This window comes from Photorhabdus heterorhabditis (genome assembly GCF_018448905.1).
GTDB lineage: Bacteria > Pseudomonadota > Gammaproteobacteria > Enterobacterales > Enterobacteriaceae > Photorhabdus > Photorhabdus heterorhabditis.
The window spans coordinates 18,077-40,444 of sequence record NZ_RCWA01000005.1; the positions used below are offsets into that span (position 1 = coordinate 18,077).

Below are 22,368 nucleotides of genomic sequence, written 5' to 3' on the forward strand. Positions count from 1 at the left end.
ATACTTATATGAATCATCAGTTAAATGTAAAAAAAGATAATGATGCAAGTGATGATTTTGAGGTTTTTTTGGATTCTCTTGATGGAAAAAGGATAGAGAGAGAACTTGCGACATTAGCAAAATCAAATAAAATCACAATAAATCAACTTAAATCAATATACAATTTAGGCGTTAAGTTTTATGCTAATATGCAGCTAAAGGAAGCAGAGGCAGTATTTTTATCCTATTCAGTTCTTAGTCCCTATGATCATCGGGGGCCTGGTAGCCTTGCCTCTATCTATTTAGAAAAAGAAGAGTTTAGAAAAGCGTTGGATTTATTAAGTGTGTTGAAAACATATCCAACCTGTGATTTAGATGAAGTATTGATAAATATTGCATTGTGTCACTATAAATTAAAAGAGTACGCAAATTCTAGCGCTGTATTTTATATTGTTAAACCAGAGAATTTAAGTGATTTTTATTGCAAACGTTATCAATTTTTACAGCGGCAGCTTAAGCCCTATATTGATACTTGAGAGATAAATATTTTGATTAACATCTTAAATACGCTGAGCAGATCGCCTATTGAAATAGCTCCCTTATCTCAGGATGATGGTTCTGAAGGTCAGGAGCTTTTAGTGATAAAACGCTCTGAAAACCAACTTGAAAAGATTGACCAGAGTTTGGTGACAATGCCTAATGATGCCAATGCATCGGTGCTAGCAATGATAGCCACACAGCAAAAACAGGTTGTACTGGCAATGCTAGGCGTCAATGCTGAACAGGCAATTGCTCTGGCATTAGCTAGCAGTATTGAGATTTACGCGCAAAAATTAGAGTTCATACAAGGATGGACTAATGGCGGCGTAGAAATGTTTAGATCCTGCTTAATGTTGATGTTTGAAAATAAAAAAGCTGATGGGATTCAGCCAACTGATCTGGAGGATTTATTCCAGCTGGCGTTACTCGAGATCATGTGTAATCCACAAGAGTATGGGCTGGAAAGTTGGTACGAGCAGAATAAAGTAGATATTAGCCATATATTGGAAAGTACAGGTAGTGGCAGCCATTCCTTGCATGAGACGAATTGGAACTCCCCAGAAAAGCTTGGCGCTGTGGTGGTTAAACTTTATGACAGCATCATGAGCAATGGCAATATTCCTCCTGACTCATTTCTCGGTCAAATTATGTATGAGCTGGAGAAGGCCGGTGGGGGACAAGCCATATCCGATCAGATAGTCAGTGGATGGACGGATGATTATGGATGGTGGGTTAATCGAGATAAGCCCGGAAGCGCTACAGAAATCAGCCCTATGCTCAGACTGTTTCTCTTGAGTTCATTGCTGGAAAATAAAGAAATGAGCAAGGAATCTGTTGAGCTTATTCTAACGGGATCTGTGGACGAAATAGATGCATTCGTTGCTTCAGAATTTGATGGGCAAGAGGGTAAATATAAGAGTGCATCATTGCAGTGGCTTATTGATCATGCTAATTGGCAGATGCAAGATAAACATAATACCGACCAGATCGATTGGATAGGTGATGGAATCGAAATTAAAGAGCTGAAAAAATTATATAGCGAATTCCCTAGTAGAGAGTTATCGGAAGATGAATTAGAAGAAATTAACCGTATTGGTGATCAGGTGAAAATGATTCAACAAACACTCAAATATTGGCTTCAGATCTGCAAGGATGAGCAATTAGCAATAGCTCGTAATATTTGATAAAAAATTAAACAGATGAATGCTTAGACTTTCTAAAACATGACAGGGTGCTATTATTCAACACCACATTTGATAGCGTCGTTTTATGATGATAATTTAATGCTGATATTTATAAAAATGAGAATTAAGAAATATACCCAATAGATTTCAAGTTACAGTGCGGCGGCAAGAGAACGCATCCAACAAAGCAGCCGCTTGAAAGATGAAGGGTATAGATGAAGTGTGATGAATATTTCGAAGATCTATTCAACCAGTAGCTGGTTGTGGTTTTTATATACCCAATAGATTTCAAGATGCATCGCGACGGCAAGGGAGCGAATCCCCAGGAGCATAGATAACTATGTGACTGGGGTGAGTGAGTGCAGCCAACAAAGAGGCAATTTGAAAGATAACAGGTATATATATTTTATCACACGTTAAATGCATGCTCGGGTTTTATTTTTAAATCAAAGAGTTTAAATTATTTTATTTTGATTTTTATTAAATTAAGCATCAGAGAATCAGAGAGTAGACTAATAGGAAAATATCAATGATTCACACTTTGTATCCTTCTAGTAGGTCGTCAAATGAAATAGTTCCCTTTGATCATAATGACGATGCTAAAGGCCAAAAGCAGTTGGCCATGAATAACATAAAAATTATAGAAGGTTCTGAAATTCAACATGAAAAGATTGACCAACGTTTAGCGACAATGCCCAATGACGCCAATGCATCGGTGCTGGCAATGATAGCCACACAGCAAAAACAGGTTGTATTGGCAATGTTGGGCATCAATGCTGAACAGGCAATTGCTTTGGCACTAGCTAATAGTATTGAGATTTATGCGCAAAAATTAGAACGCATACAAGGGTGGACTAATGGCGGCGTAGAAATGTTTAGATCCAGCTTAATGTTGATGTTTGACAATATAAAAGCCGATGGGGTTCAGCCAACTGATCTGGAAGATTTATTCCAGCTGGCATTACTTGAGATTATGTGTAATCCACAAGAGTATGGGTTAGAAAGTTGGTACGAGCAGAATAAAGTAGATATTAGTCATATATTGGAAAGTACAGGTAGTGGTAGTCATTCACTGCATGAGGAAGCATGGAATAGCCCAGAAAAGCTTGGCGCTGTGGTTGCTAAACTTTATGACGGCATTATGAAAAATGGCCAGATTCCTTCTGGCTCATTTCTCGATCAAGTTATGCAAGAGCTGGGGAAGGCCGGTGGGGGAAAAGCCATATCCGATCAGATTATTAAAGGGTGGAAAGATGAATATGGGTGGTGGCTTAACAAGGGCGGAGGAAATATAAATATTAACGATCCTACTTCTGCCACAGTAATAAGCCCTATGCTTAGATTGTTTCTTTTAAGTTCTTTGCTTGAGAATCAAAGTATGAGCAAGGAAGAAGTTGAACTGATATTGACTGGCAGTCTGGAAGACGTGGATAAATTCGTTAAAGATAAATTTGAATTAGATGATAAAGACGTCAAGTATTCCAGCGCTTCTTTAAACTGGCTTGAAGCAAATACAACCTGGCGGATGTTGCCAGACGGTCGTCTTGATTGGCTTGGTAGCGGTATAGATCTTAATGATTTGGTTAATTTATATAGTAATTTCCCTGGTAGAGAGCTATCGGAAGATGAATTAGAAGAAATTAACCGTATTGGTGATCAGGTGAAAATGATTCAGCAAACACTCAAATATTGGTTTCAGATTTGCAAGGATGAGCAGTTAGCAATAGCTCGTAATATCTGATGAGAAATTAAAAATATCACTTCTGAGATTTATTCTCAGTGTTACGGAGTTCACGTTCTTTTGGTTAAACGAACTCCATTTACCAGGCCCGTATGGAGGTTAAATGACTAGCATCAATGTTATTTCTGATGTCGGATATATCCGCACGGAAGAAAATAAAGAGCAGCAGCTTGAGCTGCAAAAATCAGGGCAAAAAGGTTTGCAACCATCAGCTTCTCCATCACAGCCTCTGCCAGGCAGCACACTATCGGAGAATGCGTTGTGGCGAATGATTGCTGAGGCGGCTAAGACATTGGCTAATGGAATGTCTGGCACAGCTAAAGAAAATTCAGAAGCTAAGAAGGCGTTGATTGCAACATTAAAGGATGCACAAATCGCACAATTGAATGAGCGTATGCAGAAATTGGAAGAGCAGGCAGCGGCTGAGAAGAAAAAAGGTTTTTGGGGCAAGCTTGGAATGGCCCTTGGCTTTATTGCTGCTATTGTCATAGCCCCGTTTAATCCGGTTATGGCCGCAGTGATGATCGGTACTATGGTCGCTGCAATCGTCGTGCCTAAGGTTGTAGATAAAATTCTTGAGGCTTGCGGTGTTGATGAAAAAATTCGCAATTGGGTAAACGTCTCATTAGAAGTGATCATTGGCATCGTGGGGGCCGTGTTGAGTTTTAACCCAGGCAATATCTTAGCTTCTGCGAGTAAAACTATCGCCAGTACGACGGCTAAAGCCGTAGAACTGGTTGAGAAAGCCATGAATGTGCTTAAATCCTTTAAAGCGTTCAACACGATTGCAGGAAAAGCGCAGAATATTATTAATAAAGCATTAAAGTTGCTGGAACCTTTATTTGCGAAGATACAAGAGTTTGCCAAAGGTGGTAAATTGGCAGCAGCGAGAATTGGTCAGGTAACATCCGCTTCATCCGATGTTGTTTCTGTGGTCGGAAGTGGTTATGCCATCAAATCTGCTTCAGTAATGAAAGATCTTGAGGTTAGTAAGGCTGAACAAGAAGAGATGGAAGCCCGCTTTCAGCAACTTCAAATTATGTTAAGTACGGCGATGAAAGCATTGACGAAATCGTTTGAATCTCTTTTCAAAATCAAGAGTGATGAACGTGAGTTTAATCAAAAGATGCTTAGTATACATTTGTAAAAAGGAAATGAGATATGTCAAACATTCAATTCAGTGCTGTATCCGCTATGACATCTCCGTTCGAAGACCAACTTAAGACCGGGGTAGAGAATAAGGAATTACAGGTAATTAGCGCAAAAATGGCGAATATTGAGCCTCTGGCTAAGTCTCTAAATCAACAGGTTGAATCGGGGACTGTTAGCATGGGCCAGCTAATGAAACTGATCGGTATGATAATCGATTCATCAAAAGAGTTGCGTTCACAGTTGCTGTTCAATCGAATTGATGAAGCGATGTCCACGTTGGAACTGGGCATTGCTCTGGCACAAAACAAAAAGGAAACTGCGCAGGTTAAATTTGGTATTAATATGGCTATATCTCTTGTTTCCATGACGATACAAACCGCATCTGCCTACCAAACCAGCAAGTTTAAGACAGTAAAAGATAAACATTTGCCGGAGGGCAAAGTTTCTGATCTTTCGGCACAACAGCGTAATGACATTTCCGCAACATTACAGCAAGCCAGAACGGCTAAATATAATAATGTTACTAACTTAACTCAAATGTCCAATAAGATTGGCTCTGATGGGGTTGAGTTCTTACATGCGGATAATGTGCGACATGATGAGGAAAATCAGGCATCAAAAGAGACGAAGCAGAAATTTGACGAGCAACTGACGCAATTCATTGAGAGTTTAGGTAATGAATTGGTGCAATTGCTAAAGATGATGGAAGCTATTCAGGGTGCAGCTTTGGTTACTAACCGTTAATTGAGGAGGAGCGAGCGCTTGTCGCTCGCACTATCAGTATATGGCGATATTACCAACTTCTTTTTCACAGTTTAGGGGAATTAGGGCTATTTCATCGCCTGAATCTCCAAGCCGAGCGACTGAACATAAACTTAATGATAAGGGTAAGATTCGCCGAGTTCGTGATATCAAATCCGCTGAGCGACTGGTTAAAAAAAGACCTAAGTTATTCCGAATTAGGTCTGTTCAATCAACGCGAAGAAATCAGCGCGATTTTGCCAGACGAGTTAATGGGGATCTTCTTAGAGCAATTAGTGACTGGCATGGCTACGTTGATCAGTTACCTGAACCAGAAGAGCTGGATGATGCTACGCTCTTTGTTGTTCAATCAGCATATCATTCTCGCTATTTATACCCCAAAGATGTTTATGAAAAATTAAGTGTGTATCTTGAGAAATTAGAGATGAATACTGATGATTTACTCGAGGTGGATGCTGAACTTATTCAAAATCTTTTAGCAAGAGACAATGTCATATCTGATTTGATGACGCTATTAAATTTATGCCGTTGTTACGAAAAGCATAAAGTTAGATTAAAGCAAAGAGGTGTTAATGAATAAAAAAATACCTTCGAAGAAAATCAGACATTCTAATACCAGCAGTTTACGTCTGGACCCTTATGAAATGCTTAAGAATAAATCAAAACGATTAAGCTGGAATGGATTGTCAAACCCAGACATTTTTCTTGATAAGGCCGCGACTATTGAGTGGTTTTCCCTGCTGCGTGATTACTCTGATGAAATGGTAAACTTAGCCATTATTGAAGGGATTTTTGATAATAAATTTCATAATATTTCATTTATCTTGAGTTTGGTTCAGTCAGAGGATTTCAGGGAAAAATCCTCTATGGAAGTTTATAATTTATTATATAATTTTGTTTGCAGTATGCCAAAAACACTCCGGGACTGGATTGATGATGAGGATTTTTCAATGAGTCAAAACGTCTTGGCTTTACTATCGAAAAACCGAGGGAGTGTTTAAATGGAAGAGAAGGAAAATTTTTTACCTTTGCTTGAATTAGATGGTGCTTTTTTTAAACAATTTAATCGGGTAGCAGGTAAACGCTTTGATAATGAAGACTTATCTATCGATTTTAATGGCTTACATAATACAGATGATTTAGAACAGGATGTTTTTCTTCTACGTATTGAACATGTAGGAATAAGTGGCGAGTTTTACCTATCCTGTTTAGAGGCACGGCGAATACTTAATGTAGATACTAAACTATTCTCCCCCTCTTATCTTGAGTATATTTTTACTCATCATATGGGAAAGTATGGCATTCAGTTTGAGCGTTATATCAGTAAGAGTGAACGGGAGCAGCAGTCTATTTTAGTCTCTGCTAAGGCTAAAATACACGATGAATACTACTCAATCCTGTGTGATTTAAACTACTTGAAGATTGATTCGGAATATCTCCGAGGGCGAAAACGTTCCTGGCCAGGAACATTGAAGTTGTCTCTGGATGTGATTTTGTTTGAAACATTACTGGAAACGCAAGAGATTCGTGATTTAAGTAATGAAGATCTTGTTTTATTATGTGATAAATAAATGACGAAAGACCATATTGAATCTTTTTTGCTGCGCCTGGAAAATAATGAAGAGCAAGTGATTGAGTTTTTTCAGGATTATTTGCTTTTTCCGATTCTTCCTTTTTTCCAGTTGGTACATATTGTTAATACTGAAGAGATCATGGAGGCGTTGGCAAACATCGATAAGACATTTGATAGCATGATGATTCGTGTAGATGGGTATTTAACGGCTGTTATTTCTGAAAATAATTATCAAGAAAAAGAGCTGATAAATATGGTCATTCACATTTTACAAATTATGAGATTTTAATATGTCAGGATCTGGAATAAGAATATCTGTTACCTCAGGTAATAATAATATCAATACCGCTTCTCCAGTAGTTGAATCTGAAATATCTCAAGTGGGTGTCATAAATTCAATTATTACAGGAGGCAGCAGCCAAAGAATACATGCGCATAATGAGCTGCCGTCTGCTGTGCATGTAGAGTCACCTTTGTTGCCGTTAGCAGATAAAGAAACAACAGCAAAAACAAAGAAACAAGCAAAATTGAGAACATCCAATTCAATCAGTAATAAGAGTAAAGCCATAGCTCATGTAGGGACCTTAACTCTCGCTTCTGTTATTGGAATTGCTTTGGCTCCATTTACCGCAGGAATCAGTTTGTTACCTACGGCATTTGTGGTGTTGTTTGGTAATGCTTCTGCTATGGCGATGTATGGGGGTTCCCAGTATTTACTAGGTAATCCTCAAGGAAATAATGAGAATAAATCGGATATAGATAAACCACGGGAGCCGTTGAATGAGCCAGACTTTCACTCCCCTAATAGGTCAGCACGTCGTTGGTCAGTGCCTGTTGTTGATGAAGAAGCTCAGCGACCTGATATTTCTGAAACTGATCATTCAGAAGAAGTAAAAATAGATAATCCAGAAAGCGAGGGTGAAAAATCTGAACGTATTGATCAAGACATGATTGATGAGAAAGCTCGCTCTGAAGATAAAAATAATGATAAGCATCAACCCACGCTTATTGATCAATTAAAAGAAAAGTTCAAAGATGTTCCGGTTATTAAATACGTTGAACACGAAAATGAAATTGATCAAGTGGACTTTACTGATCAATTGCAGGAATTGCCGAATTCAGAAAATATCATAAATTCTTCGGACATGGTGGCTGTAGCGCAGCGAATGATTCATCTTGAAAATGGGATGAAACTCTATATAGGTGAAGTAGTGCCGTTGACGGCGGAATCTGTGCCAGCGACAGAACGAATCCCTCAGGTTGCCAGCCCAACACCGGGGACTACGGCGGCGGCTGAGAAACAAAAACAATGGCCGCCAGTGAAGGTGGATTACGGAGTGAAAACTTCGCAGGGGGCGGTATCCGGGCGGGGCGATAATCATACCCGCGGCGTGAGGCATAACGCGCCAGCGACGGAACAAACCCCTCAGGTTGCCAGCCCAACACCGGGGACTACGGCGGCGGCTGAGAAACAAAAACAATGGCCGCCAGTGAAGGTGGATTACGGGGTGAAAACTTCGCAGGGGGCGGTATCCGGGCGGGGTGATAATCATACCCGCGGCGTGAGGCATAACGCGCCAGCGACGGAACAAACCCCTCAGGTTGCCAGCCCAACACCGGGGACTACGGCGGCGGTTGAGAAACGACAGTGGCCGCCAGTGAAGGTGGATTACGGGGTGAAAACTTCGCAGGGGGCGATATCCGGGCGGGGTGATAATCATACCGGCGGCGTGAGGAATAACGCGCCAGCGCCGGAACAAGCCCCTCAGGTTGCCAGCCCGGCGCCGGGAATTGCGGCGGTGGCTGAGAAACAAAAACACTGGCCGCCAGTGAAGGCGTATTATGGGGTGAAAACTTCGCAGGGGGCGATATCCGGGCGGGGTGATAATTATACCGCCGGAGTGAGGAATAACGCGCCAGCGACAGAACAACCCCCTCAGGTTGCCAGCCCGGCGCCGGGAATTGCGGCGGCGGCTGAGAAACAACGGTGGCCGACCGTGAAGGCGGATTACGGGATGAAAACTTCGCAGGGGGCGATATCCGGGCGGGGTGATAATCATATCCGCGGCGTGAGGAATAACGTCAACGTTACTAATACTGGAGCGGGAGTAGCAGAGCCGGCAATTATTTCCGATCAAGGGAATAATTATACTGATAGGGTAAGGACTCAAGGATTAGATCCTGAGAAAGTGAAATTATTTTCCCAATCACATCGGGATAATATTGGGATGGACAAGCCGGTGAACTTGAATATTTGGAATCAAAAAGGTGAGGCTCGGGTGGTATCTCCATTCAGGATGAAACAGCTTAATTTTTCACATGAATGATATGTTTCGCTTTGCCTGTTCATGATATTTCACGTTGTTTCCATTGTGTGCAGGGGAGAGTAAAGTTTATTGTTGATTCTTTATTAAGAGTTACCACTGGATAGTATTTTGTTTATTGAAATAGAATCATCATATAAGGCGATTCCCCTGCTTGTATTTAAGCGTGATCATCACTCGAGTATTATTAAGAAATCGCATGTTCGCATTTATAGTGATGCTCATGCATTGCTGATGGCCATTGAAGAGCAGGTTCAGGAGTTTCAGAAACTTATTGAACAGCAAACAATTCAAATGATAGAGGATAAAGAGCGGGAGTTAAATGAACATATTAGCCATTTACAAGCGTCAGTCATTCATCAATTAACTCTTTCACAGCAGCAATGGTTTGAAAAGGCAGAAGAGCAGTTGAATAAACTGCTCGATGCACAGGAAAAAAGACTGAGTGAAGCTATTGCTGATGCCAGGAATAGCATGGCATCAGCTATTCGCAACAGACTGATAAAAATGAATCAAAGTGATAGTCTGATTGGCTATTTGAGTGATGCGCTACATGCTGAATTAAATGACGTAGAGAAGTCATTGGTGATTGTCAAATCTTACAGTGATAACGGGACCACATTAACTATTGAAAATGACGACTGTATGGTGAGTATTAACACGCAAGAATTATTATCTGAACTTAAATCTTGTTTAGAGAATATATCTGATGATTAAGCAGTTTGGGGAGTTTTCTGGTTGGTTAAAGCCAAGTAGCGTTATTATTGCCTTATTATTACCGGCTGTAATATTGTTACCACTCCCAGGATTTGTTATTGATATCTTTGTTCTGTCCAGTTTTATTATCTCGGTAATGCTGCTGGTTATTATGTTGGAGAATGACAAACCATTAAAAGTCACTTTTCTTCCTACGGTGGTGCTGTTACTGACAACTTTTCGACTATTATTATCGATTGCTACAACTAGAAATATTCTTGCAAATGATGAAGTAGGAATGGTCATTGAAATTATAGGCCATTTTGTCATGGGGGCTGGTTTGCTCTCTGGTTTGATTATTTTCGTCATCATTACCATTGTTCAGTTTCTGGTGGTGACAAAAGGCGGGGAGAGGGTCGCTGAAGTAGGGGCTCGTTTTTCTCTTGATGCGATGCCGGGACGTCAGATGACGATTGATGGCGATCTCAAAAACAATATGATTACCGGGGAGCAGGCGCAGGCATTGCGAGCAGAGTTGAGCACAGAAAATAAACTGTTTGGCTCACTGGAAGGCGCAATGAAGTTTATTAAAGGGGATGCGATAGCTGGGATATTGATCAGCCTCGTGAACTTGTTTGGCGGTATTTATGTTGGGATTAATCAATTTGATCTTTCTGTTTCTGAGAGCGTTCAGCGGTTTTCGATATTAACCATCGGCGATGGTTTGGTTTCACAAATTCCAAGTTTATTATTATCGGTAGCCTGTGGGGTGTACCTGACGAGAATTAAAGGGGTAGATGAAAAGTCTAGCTCTTTCATGGGGCAACTGGCAACTCAGATTGGTGCATTTTGGAAAAACCTGGCGCTCATTGGCTTGATCATGATGTTTTTGGGGATGCTCAACACCGACTTAATGTATGTGTGTATTCCAATCTCTATTGTTTGTCTTGCAATCGCATTTTTTCTTCGGCGAGGGCAATCTCACACGGCGGTTAAAATTTTGGACGGCGAGGGAAGTGGACTGTTCGAATCCCTAACTTTTCGTCTTAAAGATAGTAAACATCAATATATTATCTATGATGGTGTGGTTGGAATTGAGAATCTGCTCTGGGGACAGAGCATGGGGAAACCCTGTGTGGTAGTCGATCCTCATTTAGAAAGTGATATTGAGGTGAGTGTATTAGGGATTAAATTATATTCATTTGTACAAAATAAGGCTATTGGTGTTGACGACATTCTGGGGGATGAGATATTTATTCATTCATCAGAAATAACCAATAATTTGACAGTCATTATTAGTTATTTCTTACGTAAGCGGTTAATTGAGAAATATAATATTCAATTTACAAGTAATATCATTGATGATTTATCTAAAGCAAGCGAAGTCATGAAGAAGGAAATTGATTCTGCTATAGGTATAAATCGAGTACATGATGTTATTAAACAGATGATCAATTGCCCTGAATTTTATTTAGATTCTATTAGTTTTTTTGAATCATTGATCTATTGGTCAAGGCTGGATAGTGAACCCAAAAATTGGCTTATGAGAATACGTACCCAAGCTCGCTATGAAATTACTTCTCGTTTAGTCAATCAAGATGGTGTGATTTTTGCTGCGATATTACCTGCTGAATTAACTGAACTGATGGAGTCTTTTGTGAGTGGTCAGGAGGAAAATGTAGATATGCTGATGTCAGTGAGACAGTCTTTGCGAGATGAAATTTGTCGGTTAACTGAAAAAAATAAAGTTAAACCTGTATTGGTAGTCAGTGATGCAGAAGTTAATTTTGTGAAATCCTTTATGCATCAGGTCGTCTCTTCACTTGCGGTTTGCAGTTATAGTGACATTACTAATTCCAACCTCATTAAAGATACTGAAATGCTTCAGGTTACAATTCCGTGATAATAGGGTGTAATAGTGGAATCAACAGAACCTAAAAAATATCCGCCTACAGCAAAAAAGTTGCGAGATTTGAGAAAGAAAGGGCAGTTCCCGAAAACGGAATTGGCAGAGCCTACTTTTGCTATTATTCTATTCTTTATATCAATATCTATTTTTATTGTGTTATTGTTCAGTGATTTCAATTATTGGGTTGAATTTATTGTCTATGCGGATTTATCCTCTGGTTTTGACTCTGTTCTGGTATCTTTGACTGTTATTATGGTACTTTTTGCCATAGCGAAATTTATCTTTTTTATAGTTAATTGGGTGGTGATTAATAAGGTTGTGTTGAATACGAAAGGGATTGGTTTTAATCTTGATAAGATTAATCCGGTTAATGGATTTAAAAATACGTTAGGTTTTGATGCTATTATCAATTCATTTAGAAAAGTGCTGGAACTTGTGTTTTTGATTTTTCTACTTAAGTATGTTTTCGATACTTATGGCGTTGAATTAAATAAATTACATAAAGTCAGTAACCCGTCATTTTTTGTGTATGACTTAGTATACTATATAGGGGGAGCCTCTCTTCTGATGGTTATCTATGGCATTTGTGTCGGTGCGGTGGACTTTTTATTTGAATCCTATCGGTTTCAAAAAAAGAATCGTATGACGATGACAGAAATGAAAAATGAAATGAAGGATACAGAAGGTTCACCGCTGATAAAAATGGAAAGACGACATAAAATGCGTGAATTAATGAATGAACCTATGACAAAAGGCCGGCGTCCAACTTTTGCATTAGCAAATCCAACGCATATTTTAGTGCCAATTTGTTATGAACCGGAAATTGATCAGGCTCCTATTGTATTGAGTATTTATACTAATGATATGGCATTGGGAAAAAGGAGTTATTACGAGTCGTTAGGGGTGCCAATTATTGAGGATAAGCCATTAGCTAGAAAAATTTTGCATAAGATGAAGCGTGGGGAGAATTATATTGATAAAGAATTCTATCGCGATATTGCGTTGATTATTGTTGCATTAAATAGGAAAAAAAGTTTTGTTAAAAATTAAGTGCATATGGCTATTCTTCGGCGTAATGAGCATTAGTGCTTGCAGCAGTAAAATCAAGGATGGCAATTTATTCTTGGATATGGACTGGAAACAAGACATATATAATTTGGTTTACACTAATGTTGACGATGTTGATAATTTACGGTTCTGGGTGAGACAGCCGCCAGAATACACTGATGGTTCTCCACATCAAAGAGCCTGTGTTGAGGTGCAAGAAGCAATGAAACCATCTAGATTTTATATTGCAAACCTCAGTACCTATGGTTTTGATGAGATTTCTAATTGTGGAAAGTCTTATTTAAGTGATCCTCACTTTGTTAAAAGAAAAAATCTTCAACCTTTCAGTGATGAAAGTTGGAATAAGCGTTCAGATGTTACTGTTCAGTTTGGTAGTGATAATGGGAATAAGAGTTTAGCCGTTTCTACTCAATTTGGTGGTAGTAAATTGGTTCATCTTATTTTTTCAGAATTATTTCCGGTTAATGAATCACAGTTGACCAGTAAAGGTAAAGCTACGTTACTGGTAGTATTGAAAGAATTGTCATCAATACCCGTCTCTGAAATGACTATTTACGGTATCGCGGATTCATCAGGAAATTATCCGATGAACAAAGTATTAGCCAATAAGAGAGCTGAATCTGTTCGTCAATTCTTGATTGAGGAAGGTCTGCGAGATATTCCGATTTTGATACGAGGCAGTGTCGAGAACAGTGAAAGTACAGCATTACAACGCGTACAGCAGCGTCGTTTTATGATTGAGGTGAGGTTAGCACCATGAATAATCGAAAATTTATCTTCTTAATGCGTGATTTCATTCAGTCAGTGAAAGCTTCAGGTATAAATTTTGATGGCAATCAAGCATTAGTGGGAATGTATGGTGAGATAGAGTGTAGGATTGAAGATGGAACACATGCCGGGTTGCCGGGGCATTTGATTTTGCTTGTATCATTAAGTAAAGCCTCTTTGGAGCCTGTGAAAGCTCTCGAATTGAATGGTAATTTCCATTTGATGTTAGATAGTTACATTGCCTTAATTAATAATACAGGCTATTTTTTAGTTAGAAGTTTTCTAATACCGGAGCACACCAATCAGTTGCATGACTATCTTAATGAAACGGTTGAACTTGTTCGGAATTTGATGAAAGAGAAGTTGATATAATGTGGTTGATTGAATTCACAGAGGGGTATTTGAATGGATTGACATTGCCTATTGAACCAAGGTTATTGCTAACCGGTGAACAGGAAGTCACGGATAATAACACGTTGAGCGTTCCAGAATATCTTTCTGGTAATGTAAATCTTGTTATAAAACTTGAAGAAAAAGGGCTTTATTTAAATGGGTGGAAAAAAAGAACAATAAAATTAAAAGAAAATGTTATTTATTCAATTTCAGGTTTGAGGTTTTTCGTTTTTTCCCAGGGCAATCGTAACCCAAAGCTTAAGCGTTTCTATTTTATGCGCTATGGTACATTAGGGTTAATGACCTTTTTATTGAGTTTGTTTGTATTGATCGTGGTATTGTTTCTTATCCAACATCAGCAGGAAAAAAACATTGGTGAGTATTTCAATAAGGTGGGCAGTGGATATATAAAAGATGGAAAACTTTATGTATTTGATCAGAAAATAAAACAGCAACTCCCTGATGGCTGGCAAAATCAAACTAAAGTTATTCAGAGTGATAATTATCCGGCAGCTGCACATCTGAATGTTGGAGTTGTCTCTAATAGCAGTGGTAAACCACTCTCTTATCAGCTGATAGATAAAGAGAATTACACGCAAATTCGGGTTGATTTTCCTGAAAAGGAAATGCTGATAATGCAATTATTTGGCGAATACGGGATAACTTTTGTACGTAAAGATGATGTCTGGTTAGTGAATGACCTTGCCAAAGCAAGCCAATTGTTAAAATCTAAAGGATATAACTCTGAACTTTCTCAATTGAAATCAAATTATGATGATAGTCAAATAATTGATGCACAAGACTTCCCTTATTCAGTATTTTTTTCAACTCAGGGAGGCGGATATATATATGATCAACAAGTGCGTTATTGGGAAGGGAGCAATGTACCGGGGTTTGGGGTAATTGATTCAATTTCTGAAGAAAAGATTATTTTTAAGAAAGATAACAAAAGTAAGATTTATTTCATTCATAGATAATAGGTAACTATATGACGGATTCAATAACTTTTTCTTATGGTCATAATAATATAGTAAATTCTGAGGCATCATTTTTGAGTTTTGATGCGCTCACTCAGCGAAAAAAATTTGTTGATGATACTGTCACTGTATTGGACAGTAAAACTGTAGAAAGTACTTTCAAACAGGCCACCTCTACCCACAGAGATCCGTTGAGCTTGATTGATGCATTGCTTTCGAAATATATCATTACGCAGACTGCAAAAGCCGAAGCTTTAGCTATGGAAATATCAGAAAAGTCTAAGGCCGTAGCAGAAATAAATCGTCTTTGGGGAACGCTGATGACGGAGAATATATCTAAGTTAGACCCGACAAAAATAGATAAGACAACGAATATTTATTCTAATAGTAGCTCTGTATATAATGAAATTGATAGGTATATAAAAGAAACACTGAAAGATCCTTCAGGGATAAATGCTATTACTGGGGGTAAGACAACTGTTAACTACGATCAGTTACAGTCAATGAATGCCACTATGACCGCATATTCAGATAGCACTCAGGTGGATTTAGATAAGTTGCAGCAAGATTTTAAAAATATGATGACACAGATCACCTCAGCTCAGGAAGAAATTCGAGATGTCCGCCGAGCTGTAGTTTCTTTCGCTGAGAGGTAATAAACTATGCGCGTAAAGCTAGACGTTGTGGTGGCTAATTGTAGCATGACACTTGATGAGCTAATTCATTTGCAGAAAGGACAAGTAAAGTCATTAACGAATTTTGTTCAGTCAGAAGTAATACTAAAAAGTGGAAATGAAGTGATTGCTACAGGAATTTTAGTGAAGATTGATGAACAATTTTGTGTGGCGATTGACCAAGTAAACCAAATAGCAGAATAATAAAATTGACGTCACTGAAATAACAGTGGCGTCCGACATATCGACTAGCGTAACGTAATCCAAAAAGCGCTCGGAATTGTTTTAATTACAATAGTAATATCAATCAAGAAATAGAAACCTAAAATATTGTTTGTTACTTGCATTAAAGTTGAATGTAAAAATGGTGATTCAAATCCCTATTTTTATTTTTTTGATTTAATTCTTTAATGTCGGGTTTTAAAAGAAGTTTATTCAAATCTCTAAATTGTAAATGTTTATCTTTAATTCCTAACATGGTTTTAAAGTCATTAAGGCTAACAAGTCTATCCCCCGTTTTTTTAAATTTCATCAATAACTTATATACCCAATAGATTTCAAGATGGATCGCGACGGCAAGGGAGCGAGTCCCCGGGAGCATAGATAACTATGTCATAGATAACACTGTCATAGATAACACTGTGACCGGGGTGAGTGAGTGCAGCCAACAAAGAGGCAACTTGAAAGATAACAGGTATAAATTCGAATGCTATATGCTCTCTTTAGCACAGAAACATTTTTTACCGAGGGAGTCAGTCTGACTACTACTTTCAACAGTGCTGTAAAAAATCAGGAAAAAACTTTTCTTAATTATTTCGTATGATATTTGACGACTAAGCAAGTTCATTAACATGACTTATAACAACCAATCAACAAAACTGACAGTTGTGTTGGACCTGTTTTCCCACAAACCGGTTGATTAGGTAATATCATTTTGGCTAACTTAAAATATACTCCGTGACAATGCTGGACATAGAAGTGTCAATAGCCCAAGGGAACGGTTCTTCCTAAATCTGAAAACGGAATGGGTGTCATGCAATAGATACATGAGTTTTAGTGAAGCCAGCATAGAGATTATGCGTCAGGTTCAGAGACTTGTAATCATAGCTCTATCAATTGTATCAATCTCTTTCACCCTGAAAAGTTGCAACCGGCAACATCTCAGAGATTCAAATTATCCTTCATTATTTATTAAAAAAATGAAAGAACCTGTTGATATGCTATTTTGCATGTATAACAATACAAGAGATCTTGATAGGAAGAGTATGAGTTTCATGAAATATGTTATAAATATTATTGTTGTCTTTGATCCCAAAGAAAAGACATTAGCATTATTCAATAATCCATTAAACACAGTAAAACTCTCAAATCCAGCTAGCCGCCTATTTCTTGAGTTAATAAAAAATAATGGTGAAACGATCCCTAGAGAAGATTTACTGAAGAATGTTTGGGAAGATTATGGTTTTACCGGTTCAAATAGTAATTTAAATTCTTACATAAGTGAAATAAGAAAAAATCTTGCCAGCTTAAGTACCGATTTAACCATAATTAAAACAATCCCAAAAGTAGGTTTCCGACTGGAGGCAGATATACAAGTATCATTGCAGGAATCTCCCGAAGAAGAAAACAACGCAGATACAGATATCATAATATCAGAGTCAGATATTAATAGCTTGCATAGCCAAGATCGACCGAGAGTGGAGGACCCTGAAGGTGAAAATCGTGTTCTTAAAAAACACAGGAATAACCATGTAAATAAATGGTTAAAATCCCGTATTTTTTTAGGTATTGCGTTTATCTTTTTGTTACTTTCTTTTTATGTATTTTTTCTGTCGAAAAGGACAGTGGAAATATCCCAAGAACCTTATTCCTATCTTTATACAACAGGCAAATGCAAAGTGTTTTCGCTCGATTATAAACTCGGTTATTCTAAGGCAACATTAAGAGAGATGGCTAAACAAGATATTAGCAACGAAAAGATTGATTGCCAGAGCGTAAAACAGTCCATTTTCCATCGGAGAATCATGCCTGAAAATAATATTGCAAAAACGTACTTTATTGGAATTTGCTCCATAGCACCGTCAGGAAAATATAACCATTGCCTCTCTATTATAAATCACTACGGAGCATCCATATGATATATCGTAGTTTTTTTCTATTTATTCTAGCAGTAGTGCTATTTATAACCTCGCTCATCTATAAATCCTCTTACGTGAAAACCAGACCATTGAATTGTGAAACAGAGGTGATTATCAGAAAGAAGATTAAAGATGAAATGATAACTCTGCATGTGAATACTATTCATCTCTTTCATGGGAACGGAAAAGGTACTATTAGCATTTATGGTACTCTTCAGGATGAAGCAAAACATTATATTCTGGATAGAATAATTAGTTTTACTTATTCTGATGACGATAATAACGGAATTTATGTTGTAAAATATACGAATTCACAACCTAAAACTATCGATAATACGCCTATTAATTTAATGTCTTTTTTTTATGAGATTGGGGGCAATGACTATTATATAGAATTATCACGACTTAAAAAAAATACATTGCTATTTAGTCAATTATCAAAGAGTCCCATAATATGCTTAACGAATTAATATAGCATTTGATTATTCAAGAAAATGTATTTTAACTAAAGGGAGGCTATTTTAGCCTCCCTCAGATACTTAATTGAAATCGTGATTAATATAATGATAGCTGCATAAGCGATCACCTTAAACTCGGTAATAGCTGTACAGAATTACCTATCAATGTTATTAATGCGATACAACAATTTTATAATTATATAACTGACATAGCATGATTTTTTTGAAACTTAATATAACAGAAGAGATTTTTTCTGTTAATTTTTGAATTCTTATTTGGAGGTAAGTGTTTTTATATATAATACTCAACTTCTCGGTATAACCGGAACATTTAATATTTCCACTAGTCTAAAAAGACTGGCCTTATGAACTTGTTAATATGAACTTATTAAATTGTTTTCTCCCATGTTTTCGCCAAAAAATCTGATGATAAGCTTTCTTCAAATACAGCCTCAAGGATCTCGGGTTTGGTAAAAAGCTTATCGCAATCGGTGACTGGAGTGAAAAGTGCTACATATGGAAAGGGAGATAAAGAAATTGGCAGTAGCAGAAAGTACAAGGAGATCATGAGTCGTATTGAAAAATTGGAAAAAAATGTGGAAAAACGAAATTTAAAAAAAATATTAAAAGATTTAGATAAGTTAGGGAAGAACTTAAAAAAATTGAGTTATGTTATTAGTGGCGATTCTGATATTAAGGCGAAGATAGGAAATGTGCAAACCAAATATGAACATATAAGACATGATTTAAAGAATAGTAAAGTCATTGAAGAATATAAACATATCTCACCCCCAGTTACTAATTTTTTTAAAAAAATAGGCAGGATAATAATTAAAATGCCGCCCCGATAAATTCTAATAATTATATTAAACCTGAATAAGTTTGCGTGAACTCTATGTTCACGCAATTTACTCATGGAATTTTGCTTTATTAGACTCCAGTAGCATGGGATTGATAACGGTATATCAACCTGAACAAGCTGCTGTGATCGGCTGATCCGGGCACTGTCTGGTTCAAAGCCCTTGGAAGTTGCCCGTAAACTGAATACAGGCAATTGACCACTGGTTAGTGTTGCTATCACGATCCCGGCAGTGTGAGACTGCGTTGGAGCTTCAGCACTTGCCGGATGAGGAAGTACGCAGCACTTAATTTCCCTAAGCTGGTTATGTTGCCGCTAGTTATTTAGGACAACAGCCTTTTGTTAATGCTATTTTTAATACCGGTAGCATCCAGTCCTAAATCAGCTCTGATTTCTTCCTGGTTGCCTTGTGGCACAAACTGGTCAGGTAGGCCGATATTTAGAATCTGCACAAGGTGACCTTCTTGCATCAGCAGTTCATTAACACCGCTTCCAGCCCCGCCCATAATGGCATTTTCTTCCAGAGTGACCAGTAAATCATGGTTGCCAGCCATTTCTAGAATCAACTCTTTATCCAGTGGCTTAACAAAGCGCATATCAACAACGGTAGCATCCAGTGATTCAGCTGCTGTTATCGCGTCGGGTAACAGGGTACCAAAGTTTAGAATAGCTACTTTTTTACCTTGACGGCGAATAACACCTTTACCAATTGACAATTGCTCAAATGGTTGAAGTTCTGCGCCAGTTCCTGTTCCTCGTGGATAACGCACGGCTACCGGACCTTGCTGATAATGATAGCCTGTGTGTAACATCTGGCGACATTCGTTCTCGTCACTTGGCGCCATAATCACTATGTTAGGAATGCAACGCAGGAATGAGAGATCGAAGGCTCCTTGGTGTGTTTGACCATCAGCACCAACGATACCGCCACGATCTATTGCAAACAGGACCGGTAAATTCTGAATTGCAACATCGTGAATGACTTGGTCATAAGCACGTTGTAGGAATGTTGAATAGATAGCGACAATAGGCTTATAACCACCAATTGCCAGACCTGCGGCAAAAGTGACGGCATGTTGCTCTGCGATAGCGACATCAAAGTATTGATCCGGATATTCGCGGGAAAAACGCACCATACCAGAGCCTTCACGCATAGCAGGTGTGATTGCCATGAGTTTTTTATCATTAGCCGCTTCTTCACATAACCACTCCCCAAAAATTTTGGAGAAAGTAGGGCGATTGTCTGAACTTTTAGGTAATGTACCCGTCGCTGGATCAAATTTAGGTACCGCATGCCAACTGATAGGATCTTTTTCTGCGGGTGCATAGCCACGGCCTTTTTTGGTCATGATGTGCAGTAGCTGTGGCCCTTTCAACTCCCGCATGTTTTTCAGAGTTTGGGTCAATGTCAGCACATCATGCCCGTCAATTGGCCCAATGTAGTTAAAGCCCAGCTCTTCAAACAAAGTGCCAGGAATGACCATTCCTTTAATATGTTCTTCTGTCTTTTTCAGTAGTTCTTTAATTGGTGGCAGGTTGGAAAAGACTTTTTTTCCGCCTTCCCGCAATGTGGTGTAGAGCTTGCCGGAAAGAAGCTGGGCCAGATGGTTATTTAACGCACCAACATTCTCTGAGATAGACATTTCGTTGTCATTAAGAATGACTAGCATATCCGGGTCGATATCCCCAGCATGGTTCATCGCTTCGAAAGCCATACCGGCAGTTATCGCGCCGTCACCGATAATGCAGACGGTACGACGGCCTTTGCCTTCGCGCTCAGCGGCAACCGCCATACCTAACCCAGCACTGATAGAGGTTGATGAATGCCCGACGCATAAGGTGTCGTATTCACTTTCGTCCCGCCATGGGAAAGGATGAAGCCCATTCTTTTGACGAATTGTGTCAATACGATCTCGACGTCCTGTCAGGATCTTATGAGGATAAGCCTGATGACCGACATCCCATACCAGCTTATCGAAAGGTGTTTTATAAACATAATGTAACGCCACAGTCAGCTCAACGGTACCAAGACCCGAGGCAAAATGACCACTAGAGCGACTGACACTGTTTAGCAGGAATTGCCGAAGTTCATCACATAACTTCGGCAGGCTCTCTTTTGGTAACATACGAAGTTCTTCAGGGTTTTCCGCTAATGCCAATGTTGGGTATTTGGCTATATCAATGCTCATTTGATGCTCGTTAAGAAGTGTTTATTAATAGAGAGTTGCCAGTGGATAAATTTACCAGCAAACCTTAGCTATTACGTTCAATGATAAAGCTGGCAAGTGTGCGCAGCGTTGTTGTGTTATAAGATTTTTCTTCCAGTTTATTCAGCGCTTTTAGTGCTTCTTGATACAGCTGGTGTGCTTTTTGCTGTGCTTGTTCTAACCCTAATAATGCGGGATAGGTGCTTTTTCCTAACTGTTGATCACTGCCTTGACGTTTTCCGATCATTTCGGTACTGCCAATAACATCAAGAATATCATCCTGAACTTGGAAAGCGAGGCCAATAGCTTGAGCATACTGATCTAATTCAGGTAAAGCGTTATGTCCACTCTGGCCTGCACCATAGGCTCCCATTCTGACAGCACAACGGATGAGAGCCCCAGTTTTATGACGATGAATTTGTTCTAGCGCATGAAGATCAATGTGTTTGCCTTCAGCTTCTAAGTCCAGGGATTGGCCGCCACACATGCCGGCTATGCCACTGGCGGTCGCCAATTCAGCTAGCATTTCAAGACGATCAGCTGTTGTAACATCGGGCATTTCTCTTTTAGATAAGATTTCAAATGCCAAAGCTTGTAGTGCATCTCCCGCTAGGATAGCGTGAGCTTCTCCAAATTTAATATGGCAGGTTGGTTGCCCACGGCGTAAATCATCGTTATCCATGGCGGGTAAGTCATCATGAATTAAGGAATAAGCGTGAATACATTCAACAGCTGCGGCTGGAGCATCCAGATTGTTGGCGGATAATCCAAACATTTCACCGACTGCATAAACTAAAAATGGGCGCAGGCGTTTGCCACCAAGTAACGTGCCATGCCGCATTGCTTGAACCAGTGGGCTATTTGAAAACGTCAGTGAAGATAATGTGTTTATCAGAACCTTATTGACCCGTTGCTGATAGGTTTTAAGCTGCTTTTCAAATTGAATGGAATTTTGTTCAGACATAG

The 22,368-nt window shown here is 38.8% G+C and carries 24 protein-coding genes; 21 read left to right on the top strand and 3 right to left on the bottom strand.

The window, feature by feature from the left end; all coding sequences use genetic code 11:
- Positions 1 to 8: 8 nt before the first annotated feature.
- The 18 genes from EAE89_RS04490 to EAE89_RS04575 all read left to right on the top strand — a co-directional run bounded on the left by EAE89_RS04490 (position 9) and on the right by EAE89_RS04575 (position 15,944).
- Positions 9 to 515, top strand: coding sequence for a hypothetical protein (locus EAE89_RS04490; protein WP_054476818.1), 507 nt, complete (start codon positions 9 to 11; stop codon positions 513 to 515).
- Positions 516 to 617: 102 nt separating this feature from the next.
- Entirely contained in the window at positions 618 to 1,703 is a 1,086-nt protein-coding gene (locus tag EAE89_RS04495; RefSeq protein WP_339423031.1) for a hypothetical protein, read from the top strand.
- 529 nt (positions 1,704 to 2,232) lie between these two features.
- Positions 2,233 to 3,444: a hypothetical protein gene (locus EAE89_RS04500; protein WP_214085442.1), complete on the top strand. Its 1,212-nt coding sequence runs from the start codon at positions 2,233 to 2,235 to the stop codon at positions 3,442 to 3,444.
- 103 nt (positions 3,445 to 3,547) lie between these two features.
- Positions 3,548 to 4,591, top strand: a complete 1,044-nt coding sequence (locus EAE89_RS04505) for a VspD (RefSeq protein WP_214085443.1) — start codon at positions 3,548 to 3,550, stop codon at positions 4,589 to 4,591.
- Positions 4,592 to 4,605: 14 nt separating this feature from the next.
- The gene (locus EAE89_RS04510) at positions 4,606 to 5,340 is read left to right on the top strand and encodes a hypothetical protein (protein ID WP_054476826.1); all 735 of its coding nucleotides are present in this window, start codon (positions 4,606 to 4,608) and stop codon (positions 5,338 to 5,340) included.
- A 40-nt stretch (positions 5,341 to 5,380) separates the two neighbouring features.
- Positions 5,381 to 5,938 carry a hypothetical protein gene (locus tag EAE89_RS04515; RefSeq protein WP_214085444.1) on the top strand — a complete coding sequence of 186 codons (558 nt, stop codon included), beginning with the start codon at positions 5,381 to 5,383 and terminating at the stop codon, positions 5,936 to 5,938.
- Positions 5,931 to 6,359, top strand: a complete 429-nt coding sequence (locus EAE89_RS04520) for a hypothetical protein (RefSeq protein WP_036773133.1) — start codon at positions 5,931 to 5,933, stop codon at positions 6,357 to 6,359. Before EAE89_RS04515 ends, EAE89_RS04520 begins: the two co-directional genes overlap by 8 nt.
- Positions 6,360 to 6,929, top strand: a complete 570-nt coding sequence (locus EAE89_RS04525) for a hypothetical protein (protein WP_054476831.1) — start codon at positions 6,360 to 6,362, stop codon at positions 6,927 to 6,929.
- A complete protein-coding gene (locus EAE89_RS04530; protein ID WP_054476833.1) occupies positions 6,930 to 7,220 on the top strand; it encodes a hypothetical protein in 291 nt (96 codons plus the stop codon).
- Position 7,221: 1 nt separating this feature from the next.
- Positions 7,222 to 9,258 carry a hypothetical protein gene (locus EAE89_RS04535; protein ID WP_214085445.1) on the top strand — a complete coding sequence of 679 codons (2,037 nt, stop codon included), beginning with the start codon at positions 7,222 to 7,224 and terminating at the stop codon, positions 9,256 to 9,258.
- Positions 9,259 to 9,366: 108 nt separating this feature from the next.
- On the top strand, positions 9,367 to 9,972 hold the full coding sequence (locus EAE89_RS04540; RefSeq protein WP_244866155.1) for a hypothetical protein: 606 nt from the start codon (positions 9,367 to 9,369) through the stop codon (positions 9,970 to 9,972).
- Entirely contained in the window at positions 9,965 to 11,854 is a 1,890-nt protein-coding gene (locus EAE89_RS04545) for an FHIPEP family type III secretion protein (protein WP_214085446.1), read from the top strand. The genes EAE89_RS04540 and EAE89_RS04545 overlap by 8 nt, the downstream gene beginning before the upstream one ends.
- A gap of 15 nt (positions 11,855 to 11,869) precedes the next feature.
- Positions 11,870 to 12,910 carry an EscU/YscU/HrcU family type III secretion system export apparatus switch protein gene (locus tag EAE89_RS04550; RefSeq protein ID WP_054476840.1) on the top strand — a complete coding sequence of 347 codons (1,041 nt, stop codon included), beginning with the start codon at positions 11,870 to 11,872 and terminating at the stop codon, positions 12,908 to 12,910.
- Positions 12,897 to 13,688: an OmpA family protein gene (locus tag EAE89_RS04555; protein ID WP_200905752.1), complete on the top strand. Its 792-nt coding sequence runs from the start codon at positions 12,897 to 12,899 to the stop codon at positions 13,686 to 13,688. The genes EAE89_RS04550 and EAE89_RS04555 overlap by 14 nt, the downstream gene beginning before the upstream one ends.
- On the top strand, positions 13,685 to 14,068 hold the full coding sequence (locus EAE89_RS04560; protein WP_072161816.1) for a hypothetical protein: 384 nt from the start codon (positions 13,685 to 13,687) through the stop codon (positions 14,066 to 14,068). The genes EAE89_RS04555 and EAE89_RS04560 overlap by 4 nt, the downstream gene beginning before the upstream one ends.
- Entirely contained in the window at positions 14,068 to 15,066 is a 999-nt protein-coding gene (locus EAE89_RS04565) for a hypothetical protein (protein ID WP_149616030.1), read from the top strand. The genes EAE89_RS04560 and EAE89_RS04565 overlap by 1 nt, the downstream gene beginning before the upstream one ends.
- 11 nt (positions 15,067 to 15,077) lie before the next feature.
- Complete coding sequence (locus tag EAE89_RS04570; protein ID WP_054476843.1) at positions 15,078 to 15,722, top strand: hypothetical protein; 645 nt, start codon at positions 15,078 to 15,080, stop codon at positions 15,720 to 15,722.
- Positions 15,723 to 15,728: 6 nt separating this feature from the next.
- Complete coding sequence (locus tag EAE89_RS04575) at positions 15,729 to 15,944, top strand: FliM/FliN family flagellar motor C-terminal domain-containing protein (protein ID WP_054476845.1); 216 nt, start codon at positions 15,729 to 15,731, stop codon at positions 15,942 to 15,944.
- Positions 15,945 to 16,086: 142 nt separating this feature from the next.
- On the opposite strand, the gene EAE89_RS24315 is transcribed toward EAE89_RS04575, so the two are convergent.
- The gene (locus EAE89_RS24315; protein ID WP_149616028.1) at positions 16,087 to 16,341 is read right to left on the bottom strand and encodes a replication initiation protein; all 255 of its coding nucleotides are present in this window, start codon (positions 16,339 to 16,341) and stop codon (positions 16,087 to 16,089) included.
- Positions 16,342 to 16,786: 445 nt separating this feature from the next.
- Between EAE89_RS24315 and EAE89_RS04585 the strand changes: the two genes are divergently transcribed.
- The 3 genes from EAE89_RS04585 (at position 16,787) to EAE89_RS04595 (ending at position 19,187) form a co-directional block, all read left to right on the top strand.
- Positions 16,787 to 17,878 carry a winged helix-turn-helix domain-containing protein gene (locus tag EAE89_RS04585; RefSeq protein WP_054476849.1) on the top strand — a complete coding sequence of 364 codons (1,092 nt, stop codon included), beginning with the start codon at positions 16,787 to 16,789 and terminating at the stop codon, positions 17,876 to 17,878.
- Positions 17,879 to 18,015: 137 nt separating this feature from the next.
- A complete protein-coding gene (locus tag EAE89_RS24320; protein WP_420806657.1) occupies positions 18,016 to 18,348 on the top strand; it encodes a FidL-like protein in 333 nt (110 codons plus the stop codon).
- Between the two features lie 488 nt (positions 18,349 to 18,836).
- Positions 18,837 to 19,187, top strand: a complete 351-nt coding sequence (locus EAE89_RS04595) for a hypothetical protein (protein WP_161804213.1) — start codon at positions 18,837 to 18,839, stop codon at positions 19,185 to 19,187.
- 331 nt (positions 19,188 to 19,518) lie between these two features.
- On the opposite strand, the gene dxs is transcribed toward EAE89_RS04595, so the two are convergent.
- Positions 19,519 to 21,384 (bottom strand): 1-deoxy-D-xylulose-5-phosphate synthase, encoded by a 1,866-nt coding sequence (gene dxs / locus EAE89_RS04600; RefSeq protein ID WP_054476854.1) that lies wholly within the window; start codon positions 21,382 to 21,384, stop codon positions 19,519 to 19,521.
- 64 nt (positions 21,385 to 21,448) lie between these two features.
- Positions 21,449 to 22,366, bottom strand: coding sequence for a (2E,6E)-farnesyl diphosphate synthase (gene ispA, locus EAE89_RS04605; protein WP_214085447.1), 918 nt, complete (start codon positions 22,364 to 22,366; stop codon positions 21,449 to 21,451).
- Between the last annotated feature and the right edge of the window lie 2 nt (positions 22,367 to 22,368).